This is a genomic window from Sorangium sp. So ce302 (genome assembly GCF_051530145.1).
GTDB classification, from domain to species: domain Bacteria; phylum Myxococcota_A; class Polyangia; order Polyangiales; family Polyangiaceae; genus Sorangium; species Sorangium cellulosum_B.
In genome coordinates this window covers 10,159,125-10,171,952 of sequence record NZ_CP150326.1, presented here as the reverse complement: position 1 = coordinate 10,171,952, position 12,828 = coordinate 10,159,125, and the positions used below count along the sequence as shown (strand labels likewise).

Annotated in this window: 12 protein-coding genes; 3 read left to right on the top strand and 9 right to left on the bottom strand. The window is 73.6% G+C overall.

Translation table 11 applies throughout. The annotated features are described in order from the left end of the window. Window positions 1–112 precede the first annotated feature (112 nt). Both WME73_RS38565 and WME73_RS38560 read right to left on the bottom strand, forming a co-directional pair. Window positions 113–1,252 carry an acyl-CoA dehydrogenase family protein gene (locus tag WME73_RS38565; protein ID WP_437912828.1) on the bottom strand — a complete coding sequence of 380 codons (1,140 nt, stop codon included), beginning with the start codon at window positions 1,250–1,252 and terminating at the stop codon, window positions 113–115. 76 nt (window positions 1,253–1,328) lie between these two features. Then, window positions 1,329–1,886, bottom strand: coding sequence for a CAP domain-containing protein (locus tag WME73_RS38560; RefSeq protein ID WP_437748081.1), 558 nt, complete (start codon window positions 1,884–1,886; stop codon window positions 1,329–1,331). Between the two features lie 402 nt (window positions 1,887–2,288). On the opposite strand from WME73_RS38560, the gene WME73_RS38555 reads away from it, so the two are divergent. Next, complete coding sequence (locus WME73_RS38555) at window positions 2,289–3,479, top strand: hypothetical protein (RefSeq protein WP_437912827.1); 1,191 nt, start codon at window positions 2,289–2,291, stop codon at window positions 3,477–3,479. 94 nt (window positions 3,480–3,573) lie between these two features. On the opposite strand, the gene WME73_RS38550 is transcribed toward WME73_RS38555, so the two are convergent. After that, window positions 3,574–4,617, bottom strand: a complete 1,044-nt coding sequence (locus tag WME73_RS38550) for an AraC family transcriptional regulator (protein ID WP_437912826.1) — start codon at window positions 4,615–4,617, stop codon at window positions 3,574–3,576. Between the two features lie 77 nt (window positions 4,618–4,694). Here WME73_RS38550 and WME73_RS38545 point away from each other — a divergent pair, with 77 nt between their 5' ends. Continuing rightward, window positions 4,695–5,720: a Rieske 2Fe-2S domain-containing protein gene (locus WME73_RS38545; RefSeq protein ID WP_437912825.1), complete on the top strand. Its 1,026-nt coding sequence runs from the start codon at window positions 4,695–4,697 to the stop codon at window positions 5,718–5,720. A 283-nt stretch (window positions 5,721–6,003) separates the two neighbouring features. Here the strand turns inward: WME73_RS38545 and WME73_RS38540 are convergent, their stop codons facing one another. The 6 genes from WME73_RS38540 to WME73_RS38515 all read right to left on the bottom strand — a co-directional run bounded on the left by WME73_RS38540 (window position 6,004) and on the right by WME73_RS38515 (window position 11,755). Beyond that, window positions 6,004–6,474 carry a response regulator gene (locus tag WME73_RS38540; RefSeq protein WP_437741267.1) on the bottom strand — a complete coding sequence of 157 codons (471 nt, stop codon included), beginning with the start codon at window positions 6,472–6,474 and terminating at the stop codon, window positions 6,004–6,006. Window positions 6,475–7,006: 532 nt separating this feature from the next. Beyond that, entirely contained in the window at window positions 7,007–8,389 is a 1,383-nt protein-coding gene (locus WME73_RS38535; protein WP_437741266.1) for a sigma-54-dependent transcriptional regulator, read from the bottom strand. A 2-nt stretch (window positions 8,390–8,391) separates the two neighbouring features. Then, on the bottom strand, window positions 8,392–8,529 hold the full coding sequence (locus tag WME73_RS38530) for a hypothetical protein (RefSeq protein ID WP_437741265.1): 138 nt from the start codon (window positions 8,527–8,529) through the stop codon (window positions 8,392–8,394). Further along, entirely contained in the window at window positions 8,526–10,001 is a 1,476-nt protein-coding gene (locus WME73_RS38525) for an ATP-binding protein (RefSeq protein ID WP_437912824.1), read from the bottom strand. The genes WME73_RS38530 and WME73_RS38525 overlap by 4 nt, the downstream gene beginning before the upstream one ends. A 132-nt stretch (window positions 10,002–10,133) precedes the next feature. After that, a complete protein-coding gene (locus WME73_RS38520; protein ID WP_437912823.1) occupies window positions 10,134–11,135 on the bottom strand; it encodes a flavin-nucleotide-binding protein in 1,002 nt (333 codons plus the stop codon). Continuing rightward, window positions 11,132–11,755 carry a glutathione S-transferase family protein gene (locus WME73_RS38515; RefSeq protein ID WP_437741262.1) on the bottom strand — a complete coding sequence of 208 codons (624 nt, stop codon included), beginning with the start codon at window positions 11,753–11,755 and terminating at the stop codon, window positions 11,132–11,134. The genes WME73_RS38520 and WME73_RS38515 overlap by 4 nt, the downstream gene beginning before the upstream one ends. Before the next feature lie 147 nt (window positions 11,756–11,902). Here WME73_RS38515 and WME73_RS38510 point away from each other — a divergent pair, with 147 nt between their 5' ends. Beyond that, window positions 11,903–12,805 (top strand): LysR family transcriptional regulator, encoded by a 903-nt coding sequence (locus WME73_RS38510; protein ID WP_437741261.1) that lies wholly within the window; start codon window positions 11,903–11,905, stop codon window positions 12,803–12,805. Window positions 12,806–12,828: the final 23 nt, after the last annotated feature.

Here is a 12,828-nt window from a genome sequence, read left to right as displayed (position 1 = left end):
TTCGTCGTCCAAGTTCTTCCATGTTGGATGGGAGGGGGCCGAGCACGCTCCCGGGGCCTGATGTCACGACGAGGGGGAGCTCGGTGAGACGAGGTGAAACGCGGGCGAGCGGCTAGACGCCCAGCCACCGCGCGACGATCGTGGCGAGCACGTCGGACGTCCCCGAATGGATGCCGCCGCCCAGGGCGTCGTCGATGGCGGAGGGGAGGCCGCTCTCCTCGAGGTAGCCAGCGCCGCCGCGGAGGCGGAGGTCGTCGAGCGCGGACGCCACGGCCGAGTCCGCCGTGTGCCACTTCGCGAGCGCGGCCTCGGCCTGGCCGCGCTCGCCCTGGTCCAGCGCCCACGCGGCGCGGTAGGTGAGCAGCCGCGAGGTCTCCAGCCGCAGCTTCATCTGCGCGAGGCGGTGCGCGACGGCCTGGTGGCGGGCGATCGCCTGGCCGCCGATCTCGCGCTCGCGGGCGAAGCGGACGGCCTCGCCGAGGGCGCGCTCCATGGCGCCGAGGCGGAAGGCGAGGATGAGCGCGCGCTCGAAGGTCATCGCGATCTGGAAGACGGCGAGGCCGGCGCCGGCGCGGCCGAGGAGCGCGTCGTGGCCGACCTCGCAGCCGGCGAACGAGACGGGCGCGAGCCGCGCGCCCCGGAGGCCCGCGGTCGCGAGCGGCGCGCCGGGGAGGATGCGCGCGGCGCCCTCGCCCGCGGCGCGGGGGACGAGCAGCGCGGTGAGGCCGCGCGCCGGGGCCCCTCCGGCGCGGCCGCCGCCGTCGCGCGCGATCGCGAGGTACACGTCGGCCCGGTCGGCCCAGGTCACGTACCGCTTGTCGCCGGTGAGCCGGTAGCCGGCGTCCGTGCGGTCGGCCCTGGCCTGCACCGACGCGACGTCCGAGCCCGCGCCGGCCTCGGTCGCGGCGACCGTCGCCATGCACGCGCCGCTCGCCATCCGCGGCAGCCACGCGCGCTGCTGCGCGGGCGTGCCCACCCGCGCGAGCAGGAGCGCCACGCCGAAGAGGTGCGCCCCCGCGGCGAGCAGGACGCCGCCGTCGCGCAGCGTCGCGCCGAGGCCCTCGTAGGCGAGCGCCGTCGTGACGAGGTCGAGGCCCTCGCCGCCGAGATCGCGGGCGATCGGCAGGCCGAGGGCGCCGCCCCGGGCGAGGACGCGCATGCGATCGTCCGGGGCCGCGGCGTCGGCCTCGGCGCCGAGGGCGCGCATGCGGTCGTGGACGGCGCGCTGGGAAGGGGTCCACCCGAAGTCCATCGCCGCTGCGATACCAGAGCCGGCGAGGGGCGGGGAGGAGACGAGGACGGCGCGCGCCGACGACGCGCGCGCGGGCTCAGTAGGGGCGCTCTCCGGCGAAATTGCCGGGAGGATCGTAGTTGCACACCCAGATCTGCCAGGTGCCACCGCCGAACGGCGAGCCGGTCGTGCAATCGGCGACCCCGCAGCCGAGCCGCAGGGAGTCGGCCCATACCACCTGAGTGTAATGGCCGCAGGTGGAGCTGCAGGCATTGCTCGCAAGATCGTAGTTGGCCGCCTCGTCGACCCACGAGGCGACAACATCCTCCGGTGTGGGTGACGAGCCGGCCGACGCGAAGATGTTTTCTCCATAATCGCTCGCGCTATGGCCGAACATGCACTGGGCGGCATAGGCCTGAGCCACCGCGGCGATCTCGGGCGACCACAAGAGAGGGGGCACCGGCTGATCGGCGGGCGGGTCGACGGCGGCGCGCGCGGCATTGTGGGCCGCCGTCATCCCCGTCATCCTGGGCGGCTCGCCGGCGGCCTGGCCGCTCGTCGGGCTCTCGTCGTCGGACGAGGCGCCGCAACCGGCCGTCAGGGCGAGCACGAGAGAGAGCTGCACGAACCGGGGGAGCCGTGGGCCGAGCGTCATCACGGGGCCATTGTCCTACGGCTCGGCCGAGCTCTGCAACGGCGATTCGATGATGGCTGGTTGAACCCACGACGTGCCGTGTCATGGCGCGCCCTCTGCCCTCCCCTGGACGGCCGCGAGCGGGCGTTCTTCCTACCTCTGCCGTCGACATGAACATCAACAGATCTCGTCGTGGATGGCTCCCGTGCTGACGGGCTTCGCCCTAGGGTGACGTCGAGACGAGCAACAATTCCGCAGCATGGGCCTTGTCATGTGGGTCGATCTATGAACTATTGTCGCCCTGCTTCGGAGGCGGCTGCAGGCCGAGCTCGGAGGCGAGCGTGCTCCCTCATGGGGTTTCACCGCTCTCCGTGGCAGTCCCGCACCAGCGGCACGCCCGACAAAGAACGAAGGAGTTTCCCGATGAATATCCGTGTGACGTGGCGAATCGCGGCATTCCCGCTGGCGCTGGCGGGGCTCTCCGTCATCCCGGCGATGGGGTGTGACAAGGTCTCGGAGCTGCAGAGTGACATCTGCTGTCGCGACTTCACGCCGGGCGCCGATCTCGCCACGGTGGAATGGGGTCTCGAGGGCGAGGCAGAGCTCAATTATGGTGCCTTCATGCAGTCCGTGTCGGACTTCACGGGCGCCGCGGGCGCCATCGTGGCGGACGTGACGAGCGCCTGTCAGGCGATCGCGCTGGACCTCGGCGCGGACGTGGCGACGATCACGGCGACGAAGCCGAACGAACGGGCGGAGCAATGGTGTGAGCTCGCCGTCGACGCGCTCGGGGACGCGACGGCCGACCTGTCGATCACCTTCCAGCCGCCGAGCTGCACGGTCGACGCGAGCGTGCAGGCGAACTGCGAGGCGAGGTGCAGCGCCAACGTCGAGTGCCAGCTGACCCCGGCGGAGATCGTCGCGCGCTGCGATCCCGGTCAGCTCTCGGGGCGGTGCGAGGGGAAGTGCACCGGCTCGTGCGAGGGCTCGGCCAACCTGGCGGTCCACTGCGAGGGGACGTGCCAGGGGACGTGCGAGGGCACGTGCGACGGCGATTGCTCCGCGACGACCGCCGGCGGCGACTGCCGCGGCGAGTGCCAGGGCACCTGCACGGGCGAGTGCCGTGGCTCGTGCGCGTTCGCGGCCGAGGCAGAGGTGCAGTGCAACGCCGATTGCTCGGGCTCGTGCGACGTCCAGTTCAAGGCGCCGAAGTGCAGGGCCGAGCTCAAGCCGCCGAGCGCCGAGTGCCAGGGGTCCGCGGAGTGCAGCGGCTCCTGCGAGGCGAGCGCGAGCGCGAAGGCCAGCTGCAAGGAGCCCGCGGTCAACATCGAGGGTGGGGCCGACGTCGAGGCGGCGATCGCGACGCTCAAGGCGAACCTGCCGCGGCTCCTCGTCGTCGCGCACGCGCGCGGCGAGCTGCTCCTCGCCAGCGCCGAGGCGGTGGTCCAGGCGGGCGGCAACCTCGAGGGCGCGGCCACCGGCAGCGTGAAGGCGGGGGCGTGCCTCATCCCGGCCACCAATGCGATCACGCAGGCGGTCGAGAACATCCAGGCGGGCATCACGGGCAGCGGCAGCGTGATGGCGAAGCTGGAGATCGCCCTCCCCGGCCCGTGAGCGCAGGGCCCGTGAGCGCAGGCCCGGCAGCGGCGCAGGCCGCGGCCGGGCGCGCGTGAAGGAACCCGTCAGGCCAGCCGCTGGCGCAGGCCGCTCACTGCGGCGCTGCGCCCCTGGTCCGGGCGCGGAACGCCTCCGGCGTCACGCCGGTCCAGCGCCGGAACGCCCGGTGGAACGCGCTCGGCTCGGAATAGCCGAGCAGATACGCCACCTCGCCGATCGCCATGTCCGCGTCGAGGAGCGCCGCAGCGCGGCCGCGCCGGACCTCGTCGAGCAGGGCGTGGACCGACGTCCCCTCGTCGCCGAGGCGGCGCTGGAGCGTGCGCGGGCTCATCCGCAAGCGCGCCGCGAGCGCGCCCAGGTCGGCCCCCTCGCGCAGCCGCTCGCCGAGGAGCGCGCGCACGCGGTCGGACAGCGCGGGCGGGGCCGCGCCCGGCAGGCGCGCCGCGGCGGCGCTCATGTGGCGCTCGAGGAACGCGGCGAGCGCCTCGTTCGCGTGCGGAAGCGGACGGGCGAGCTCTTCCACCGGCAGGACCAGCTCGGTCGCCGGTGCCCCGAACAGCACCGGCGAGCCGAGCCGCCGCGCCTTCTCCTCCGGATCACCCGCCGGCGCGTGACGAAAGCGCACCGCGAGCGCCTGGATCGGCGCGCCGCACATGCGCCCGGCGTTCACGAGCGCGTCGAACGCGAACATCTCCGCGAGCTGGCCGTGGGCCGGCCGGTCGGGCCCGAAGGGCACGAACCCGAGGTGCGCGCGGCGCCCGCGGATCTCCAGCGTGTAGCGCTCGCCCTCGTTCCAGATCTGCTGGTAGCGGAGCATCCGGCGGAACGACTCTCCGAGCGTCGGGCTGCTCATGGCCAGGAAGCCGAGCGCGTCGAAGTGCTCCGGCTCGAAGCGCGCCGCGAAGTCGAGGCCGAGGTGCGGATCGGCGGACGCCGCCACGGCCGCCTCGATGAGCGCGTAGAACGCCGCGAGCGGCACGCGGGCGTCCGGATCGGCGAGCGCCGCGCCGGCGAGCCCCGCGGCCTCGAGCAGCGCCCGCCGATCCGCCCCGCGCTCCGCGGCGTGGTCCGCGAGCTGCGCGGCGGTGCGGGCCCAGACCGTCGGGGCGGGCGCCTGCGGGGCCTGGCGCCGCATGTCAGCCCTTGTGGCGCGCGCTGTCACTGCTCCCCGGCCGGGCCGGCCCCAGGCTTCCGGGCGATCGGAGGAGCATCATGCGAAAGCACGGCATCGAGGAAGGGCGCGGCGCGTTCGTCGAGGGCGCCTGGTACATCATCGCGGACGCGGCCTGCGTGGGCAAGCGGCCGGTCGCCGTCGAGCGCTTCGGGACGCGGCTCGTGCTGTTCAGGGACGAGCGCGGCGCCCTGGTCGTGGCGCGGGCGCGCTGCCCGCACCGCGGCGCGGACCTCGGCCTAGGGCGGGTCGTGGACGGGGCGATCGAGTGCCCGTACCACGGCTTCCGGTTCGCCTCGGACGGGCGCTGCGTCGCGATCCCGTGCGAGGGGCGCGGCGCGAGCGCGCGCGGCGCGGGGGATGCGCTCGCGCTGACCCGGTACGAGGCGCGGGAGCACCGGGGTTTCGTGTGGCTCTTCTGGGGCGAGCGGCCGGCCGAGCTGCCGCCGGTGCCCTGGTTCGATGGCCTGCCGCCGGACGAGCGGCACGCCCACACGGCGTCGATGGACTGGGACGTGCCGTTCGCGCGCGCGATGGAGGGCATGCTCGACGTCCACCACCTGCCGTTCGCGCACCGCCCCTGGGTCCCCGGCGTCGGCGCGATGCTCGACCCTTGCGAGGTCCGCGTCGAGGGCGACGTCATCCACGCCGAGGCGGTGCTGCGCCACGACGACGGGGAGCCCTGGGACGGTCGTCGGGGGTGGAGGTTCGAGATGGAGGTGCGCTTCCCGGGCGTGCTGCGCCTCTCGTTCGGGAAGCGCGTGGTGGGCATGGCGGGGTGCGCGCCGATCGACGCGGAGCGGACGGCGATCGTGGGGCGGTACTACGTGCCGATCCCGGTGATCGGGCGGCTGCTCGCGTGGCTCGGGTTGCGGACGGAGTTCTGGCTGATCCAGCCGGGCGACGAGCGGATGCTCGCGTCCTCGGAGCCGCGCGACGCGGATCTCGACGCGTGCCGCTTCGTGCGCGCGGACGCGGGGATCCTCGCGTGGCACAAGATGCGGCGGGCGCGGCTGAAGGCGCAGCGCGCGGGGGAGCCGCGCCGGCTGCCGGTCGAGGCGGGGTGAGGCGGCGCCGGGCGACTCACGATCGCACGGATCTGCTCCACGACGATGTTGAAAACCTATCCAACGGTCAACTGGCGCGCTCCTGACAAGGGTTGTGGGTAGGCCAGCTGCTCGTCGATAGGCGCTCCCACCTGCGCGCCATCTCGTGATGTCCGTGATCGCGAGATGCTCCCCAGCAGGGTGCCGGCTCCGATGAGCGCTTTGGTGATCGGCGTCGTGGCAAGTGCCGCGGGCCCATGGGTGTGACCGCGGCGTGGGGCGGCGCGGGTGGCTGCGTGGTGCGTCAGCCGCGCATCGAGACGAGCGTCTGGACCACGAGCCGCAGATCGTCCACGTCGAGCGGCTTGTCGAGCACCGCGTCGGCGCCCAGGCGGTAGGCCTCCGCGTGTGTCTCCGGGTCGCCGAACGCGGTGATGAGGACCACCGGCGTCGTCCAGTCGTCGCGGCGCAGCCCGGCCAGCAGATCGAGTCCGCTCGCGCCTGGCATCCGGATGTCGCTCACCACGACATCGACCGGGCCGCCGTTCCCGGAGACGAGCGCTTCGCCCATCAACTCGAGGAGGTGTTTGGCGTCATGCGCCTCCAAGACCTCGTAGCCGTCGCGGCGGAGGGCGGTGGCGAGGAGCAGCCGCAACTCCCTGTCGTCTTCGGCGAGCAGCACGCGGATGGGGGGCGCGCCGGGGTGGACGCGCGGCACCGGCTCAGGGGGCGTATTCAGGATCGAGGCAAGACCGCGCATCGAGTCGGGGGGCATCGGGCTCTCTCCTTGGTGAGAGGCCTGTATTGCAGGCCGCGTGCCGCCCACCGGCGGCCGTCCCGAACCGACCGGGGTTGGGGTGGCTGGAACCGACCGGGGTTGGGCTGGCTGGAACCGACCGGGGTTGGGGGGCTGGCCGGAACCGACCGGGGTTGGGGTGGCTGGAACCGACCGAGGTTGGGGTGGCTGGAACCGACCGGGGTTGGGGGGCTGGCCGGAACCGACCGGGGTTGGGGTGGCTGGAACCGACCGAGGTTGGGGTGGCTGGAACCGACCGGGGTTGGGGTGGCTGGAACCGACCCGGGTTGGGGTGGCTGGCCGGAACGGCTGGAACCGACCGAGGTTGAGGCCGCAGGCGCCGACCCAGGTTGCGGCGGACGACCCAGGTTGCGGCGGACTGCAGTGGGACTGGCGGCGACCCCCCGCGTGGGCCATCCGGGGTGGGGCGTCGTTCCCCGCCCGGGGTATTCCTCCGCCCCTCGGCGTGGGCTTCGAGCTTCAGGTCGCCCGACCCACCCCGCCCACCCTCTCAGCTCCCCTTCGTCCCCCCGGCGCCTGGCTCCCACCGCTCCAGCTTCCGGTGCAGCGTCTTCCGGTCCAGCCCCAGGATCCTCGCCGCCAGCGTCTTGTTCCCGCCCGCCGCCTCGAGCACCCGCAGGATGTACCGCCGCTCCACCTCCTCGAGCGGCACCAGCTCGGACGGGTCGTCCCCCGCCACGAGCACGTGCGACGGCCGGTGCTCCCGGATCTTCGCCGGCAGGTCCTCCACCGTGATCTCCGGGTACCCCGTGAGCGCCACCGCCCGCTCCATGCAGTTCTGGATCTCCCGCACGTTGCCCGGCCACGTGTACGCGAGCAGCCGCTCGGCGGCCGCCGGTGACAGGCCGACCACCTCCTTGCCCCAGCGCGTGGCGAAGTCCTCGATGAAGCGCTGCGCGAGCAGCAGCACGTCGCTGCCCCGCGCCCGCACGGGCGGCAGCTCCACGTGGAGCACGTTGATCCGGTAGTACAGGTCCTCCCGGAAGCGGCGCGCCTCGACGGCCTCGTCCAGGTCGCGGTTCGTCGCGGCCACGATGCGCGCGTCGAACGGCACCTCCGCGCTCCCGCCCACCGGGCGCACCCGGCGCTCCTGGAGGGCGCGGAGCAGCTTCGGCTGCACCGCGAGCGGCAGCTCCCCGATCTCGTCGAGCAGCAGCGTCCCGCCGTTCGCCTCGACGAACAGCCCGGAGCGCGCCGCGCGCGCGTCGGTGAACGCCCCCCGCACGTGCCCGAAGAGCTCGCTCTCGATCAGCGACTCCGGCACCGCCGCGCAGTTGATCGCCACGAACGGCCCGTCCTTGCGGCGGCTCCGCGCGTGCATCGCCTTCGCGACGACCTCCTTGCCCGTCCCGCTCTCACCCGTGATGAGCACCGTCGCGTCCGCGTCGGCGATGCGCTCGATCAGGTCCTGCACGCCCCGCATCGCGGCGCTCCGGCCGATGAGGTCCGGGAACCCGCCGGGCCCGGCCACGGCGCGGCGCAGCCGCCGCACCTCGGCCTTGAGCGCGTGGTGCGCGATCGCCCGCTCCAGCGCCAGCGCCAGCGCCTCGATGTCGACCGGCTTGGTCACGTAGTCGTACGCACCCGCGCGGATCGCCTGCACCGCGGTCTCGATGCTGCCGAACGCGGTGATCACCATGACCGGCACGTCCGGCCGGATCTCGGCCGCCCGTCCGCAGACCGCGATCCCGTCCATCCCGCGCATGTTCAGATCGGTCAGGATGACGTCGAAGCCCTCGTCTGCCTCGAGCAGCGCGAGCGCCTCCGCCGGTGAGGTCCGGGTCGTCGCCTCGACGCCGCGCGACCGCAGGTCCGCCGAGAGCCACGCGCACATCGCCTCGTCGTCGTCGATGATCAGCGCTCGCCTGCCCATCGTCACCTCGATGGCTCGCCCGCCATCTCTCCTCGATAACTCGCGTAGTACAGCGCCCCGCTCGCGGCCAGCCGCGGCGCGGCGGCCGCCCCGGCCAGCCCGCCCTCGCCCTCGGCCCGCGGCCGCCGGGCTCGCGTCATCCTGCGTCATCCTGGCCGCTCGGCGGGAGGTACACCGTGAACGTCGAGCCCTTGCCGAGCTCGCTCTCCACGTCGATCCAGCCCCCGTGCTCGCGCACGATCCCGTAGGACACGCTCAGCCCGAGGCCCGTGCCCTCGCCGACGTCCTTCGTGGTGAAGAACGGCTCGAAGATGCGGAGGATGTTCTCGGGCGCGACCCCCTCCCCGCCGTCGGTCACCCGGACGGCGACGTGCTCGCCCTCGGCGCCGCCGTGGTCGGCCGGCGGACACACGCGGGCGTGCTCCACCCGCACGGTGAGCTCGCCGCCCCGCTTCATCGACTGCATGCCGTTCATGATGAGGTTCGTGAGCACCTGCTGCATCTGCCCCGAGTCCACCTCGGCGCGCGCCGCCCCGCCGCTCGCCTCGTCGAGGCGGAGCGTCACGCTCCGCTTCCGGGCGAGGGGCTCCAGCAGCGCCAGCGTCTGGCGCGCGATGTGCGCGAGATCGGCCGGCGCCTTCTGCGCAACCCGGCGGCGCGCGAAGTCCAGCAGCTGCCGGATGATCTTCGTCATCCGGTCCGCCTGCTCGGCGATGATGCGCGCGCTCTCCGCCGCCTCCTCCTGCGGCAGGCCGCGCGCGATCATCTTGGCGCGGCCGCCCACCACGTTGAGCGGCGTGCCGAGCTCGTGCGCGAGCCCCGACGCCAGCTTGCCCACGGTGGTGAGCCGATCCGCGTGCCGGAGCTGCTCCAGCGCCGCGATGCGCGCGGTCGTCTCGCGGCCCGCGCGCTCGCGCGCCTCGGCCAGGTGCTCGCACATCGCGTTGATCTCGTGGGCGATCCGCCCGAGCTCGTCGCGCTGCGGCAGGAGCAGCGGCCCGCCGAGGTCGCCCTCCCCGATCCGCCGCGCCTTGTCGACGAGCCGCCGCGTCGGGCGCCCGACGAGGACCTGCCCGAAGGTCATCGCCAGGAGCCCGCTCAGCGCCGCGAGGGTGATGATGGTGGCCACGGTGTTGACCACGCTCGCCTGGACGTACGCTTCTTCCTCCTCGAGCGACTCGGAGATCTCGATGGCGCCGACGCGCTCGGGCTCCACCCCGACGGGCGCGTACGTGTAGAAGCGCCCGCTCCTGTCGCCCTTGCGCTCGATCCGGAACACCTCGGCGCCCCGCGAGAGCTCCTCGATCTCGGCGGCGGGCAGCGCGGGCGCGAAGCGATCCCCGGCCGGCGCGTCGAGCCACACCCAGCGGAACCGCACGCCGTCCTCGCGCTCGCTCATCTCGTCGAGCAGCTGGAGCGCCTCCCCCATCCCGTCCCGGCGCCACGTCTCGACCACCGCCGCGCGGAGCGCGATGCCGATGAGGTGCTCGTCGCGCCGCATGTCCGCCTCGAAGAGCGCCCGCTCGCGCCGGACGGAGAGGTAGCCGTACAGGCTGAGCGCCGCGCACATGACGAGGACGAGGGCGAGGGTGAGCTTGCTGGCGAGTCGCATGAGGTCGCGGGTAGGATGCAGGACGCGTACGCGTTCTCAAGGTGCCCGTCCGCACGCTGACCCGCCCGGGCCCGCCCCGGATCGCCCCGATGGGGCAAAACTCCCCTGGACGGGCCCCCGCGGGCCGCGGCGTCACCCGCGCGCCACGTCCTCCCACGAGCCGGTCGCCGCGAGCTGCGGCGCGGGCACCGGCGCCGACCAGCGCAGCGGCAGCGCGTCCTCCCGGAAGGCGCCCTCGGCCACGTGGAACCGCAGGAGCCGCTGGGCGCCGGCGAAGGCCGAGAGCTCCGGCCCGTCCCAGAGCACCTCGGCCTCGCCGGTCAGCGACAGCACCCCGCCGGAGGCGAAGTCGACGAAGAGCACCCCGGCGCTCGGGCAGAGCGCCAGGTTGCCGAGCGTGTTGAACGCGAAATTGCCCGTGAAATCCGGCGAGGTCAGGACGGTGTGGCCGTCCTCCTCGGTCACGCGCACGAAGCCCGGCTTGCCGCCCCGATGGGACACGTCGGCGCCCTCGATCGCGTCGCCTCCCCGCGCGGCCGGCGCCGCGGTCGCGATGAAGAACGTGTCCGCGCGGCGGATCAGCGCCGCCGCGCCGGCGGACAGCGCCGGCCCTTCCGCGTGCGCCGGGGGCGCGGCGGCCGCCTCCGGCGCCCTCACGAGCTCGGGCTCTCGCGCCTGGATGTACTGCGCGCAGTTGCCGAAGCTCTGCCCGACCTCGACCACGAAGCCTCGCTCGTCGGCCGCGGTGATCGTCCCGTTCATCCGGTTTCGGCGGCGGGTCTCCAGCTGGATGCCGAGGAGGCCGACGGGCGCGCCGGCCACGAGGTGCGGGCCGAGCGCATCGCCGGCTCCCGGGCGAGCGTTCACCGCGAGCGTCCGCGGATCCGGGGACGAGATGAACCCCGGCGGCCCCACGACGATCGAGGCCCACGGCCGGCGCTCTGCGTCGAGTGCCCCGACGAGCAGGAACGGCAGCCGCGCGAACAGCTCGCGGTGCTGGTCGGGCATGAAGTCCCGGATGATCCGGCGCCCGGCCTTCTCGGCGCGCTCGCGCGCCCCGGCCCGCGCCTGCACGGCCATCTCGCCCGGGTGATAGGGCGAGCCCTCCCTGGTCCACCCGGGCAGGGAGGTCACGACAGCGCCTTCTTCATCGGCACGAAGCCGGGCAGCCCCTCCACGCGGGCGAGCCACGCGCGCAGGTTCGCGTACGGATCGAGCGACACGCCGCCCTCCGGCGCGTGCGCCGTGTAGGTGTAGATCGCGATGTCCGCGAGGGTCGGCTCGTCGCCGGCCAGGAACCGCTGGTCCGCGAGGTGCTGGTCGATCACCGCGAAGAGCTGGGCGGCGAGCCCCTTGGCCTGCTCGACATCCAGCTTGCGGCCGAACACGCTCGCGGCGCGCGCCGCCGCGGGCCCCGCCACGAGCTGCCCGGCGGCCACGGAGAGCCACCGCTGCACGTGCGCCGCCGCCACCGGATCGCGCGGGAGCCAGCGCCCCGACGGGTCGTACCGCGCAGCCAGGTACACGAGGATCGCGTTGCTGTCGGCCAGCGTCACGTCGCCGTCCTCGATCACGGGCACCTGACCGAACGCGTTCTTGCTCAGGAACTCGGGCGTCTTGTGAGCGCCGCCCTTCAGGTCGACGTCGACCCTCTCGAACGGCAGCCTCAGCAGCGACAGGAACAGCTCCACGCGGTGCGCGTGTCCCGAGAGCGGATAGCGGTAGAGGCGGATGGGGCTGGCAGGGAGGGTCATCGAGGTGTCCTTTCGGCTGTGGATGTCAGCGGGAGCGGCACAGTCCGCGTGGGGCTCCCGCGCTCGCCGAGCCAGGATGCCCATTCCCGCGGCCAAGGGTAATGCTCGTCCTTGACAAGGGACCATTCCGGAAACTGGAATAATCCGATGGACCGCCTCGACTCCATGCGCGTGTTCGTCGCCGTCGCCGAGGAGGAGGGCTTCGCGCCGGCCGCGCGGCGGCTGTCCATGTCGCCGCCGGCGGTGACCCGGGCCCTCTCTGCGCTCGAGGAGCGCATCGGCACGCGGCTCCTGCACCGCACCACGCGCGTCGTCCGCCTGACCGAGGCGGGCGCCCGGTACCTCGCGGACTGCAAGCGGATCCTCGGTGAGATCGAGGAGGCCGAGGCGTCGGCGGCCGGGTCCCATACCGCGTTGCGAGGGCAGATCGGCGTCACGGCGCCGGTCCTGTTCGGGCGGATGTTCGTCGCGCCCGCCCTCTTCGATTTCCTGGCTCTCCATCCGCGCGTGTCGGCGTGGACGCTGCTCGTCGACCGCGTTGTCGACATGGTCGACGAGGGGCTCGACGTCGCCGTCCGGATTGCCCATCTGCCGGACTCGTCGCTCAGCGCGATCCGTGTCGGCTCCGTGCGGCGGGTGGTCTGCGCTTCGGCGGAGTACCTCGCCGCGCGGGGTGAGCCCAAGGCGCCGGCCGATCTGGCGCGTCACGACACCATTGCTTTCTCTTGGACGGGCTCCCCGGTGGAATGGTCGTTCGGGGTGGGCTCGCGGGTCGAGAGGGTCTTTCCGTCATCGCAGCTCCTCGCCAATACGGCCGACGTCGCCATTGCAGCGGCCGTGGCCGGGCGAGGGCTCGCGCGGGTGCTCTCGTATCAGATCGACCCGGAGCTGCGCGCCGGGCGCCTCTCGATCGTGCTCGCTGCGCACGAGCCCCCGCCGGTCCCTATCCACGTCGTCCACCCGGAGGGCCGGCGGGCGGCGGTCAGGGTGCGCGCGTTCGTGGATTTCCTCGTCGATCGGCTCCGGTCCGAGGCGTGGCTGAGCTCGTGATCGCAGACGGGCTCGCGCGTCGA

What these genes read in the sequence shown, in the direction of transcription:
- WME73_RS38565 (WP_437912828.1), bottom strand. Translation starts at nt 1,252, where the DNA reads ATGGACTTCGGGTGGACCCCTTCCCAGCGCGCCGTCCACGACCGCATG.
- WME73_RS38560 (WP_437748081.1), bottom strand. Translation starts at nt 1,886, where the DNA reads ATGACGCTCGGCCCACGGCTCCCCCGGTTCGTGCAGCTCTCTCTCGTG.
- WME73_RS38555 (WP_437912827.1), top strand. Translation starts at nt 2,289, where the DNA reads ATGAATATCCGTGTGACGTGGCGAATCGCGGCATTCCCGCTGGCGCTG.
- WME73_RS38550 (WP_437912826.1), bottom strand. Translation starts at nt 4,617, where the DNA reads ATGCGGCGCCAGGCCCCGCAGGCGCCCGCCCCGACGGTCTGGGCCCGC.
- WME73_RS38545 (WP_437912825.1), top strand. Translation starts at nt 4,695, where the DNA reads ATGCGAAAGCACGGCATCGAGGAAGGGCGCGGCGCGTTCGTCGAGGGC.
- WME73_RS38540 (WP_437741267.1), bottom strand. Translation starts at nt 6,474, where the DNA reads ATGCCCCCCGACTCGATGCGCGGTCTTGCCTCGATCCTGAATACGCCC.
- WME73_RS38535 (WP_437741266.1), bottom strand. Translation starts at nt 8,389, where the DNA reads ATGGGCAGGCGAGCGCTGATCATCGACGACGACGAGGCGATGTGCGCG.
- WME73_RS38530 (WP_437741265.1), bottom strand. Translation starts at nt 8,529, where the DNA reads ATGACGCGAGCCCGGCGGCCGCGGGCCGAGGGCGAGGGCGGGCTGGCC.
- WME73_RS38525 (WP_437912824.1), bottom strand. Translation starts at nt 10,001, where the DNA reads ATGCGACTCGCCAGCAAGCTCACCCTCGCCCTCGTCCTCGTCATGTGC.
- WME73_RS38515 (WP_437741262.1), bottom strand. Translation starts at nt 11,755, where the DNA reads ATGACCCTCCCTGCCAGCCCCATCCGCCTCTACCGCTATCCGCTCTCG.
- WME73_RS38510 (WP_437741261.1), top strand. Translation starts at nt 11,903, where the DNA reads ATGGACCGCCTCGACTCCATGCGCGTGTTCGTCGCCGTCGCCGAGGAG.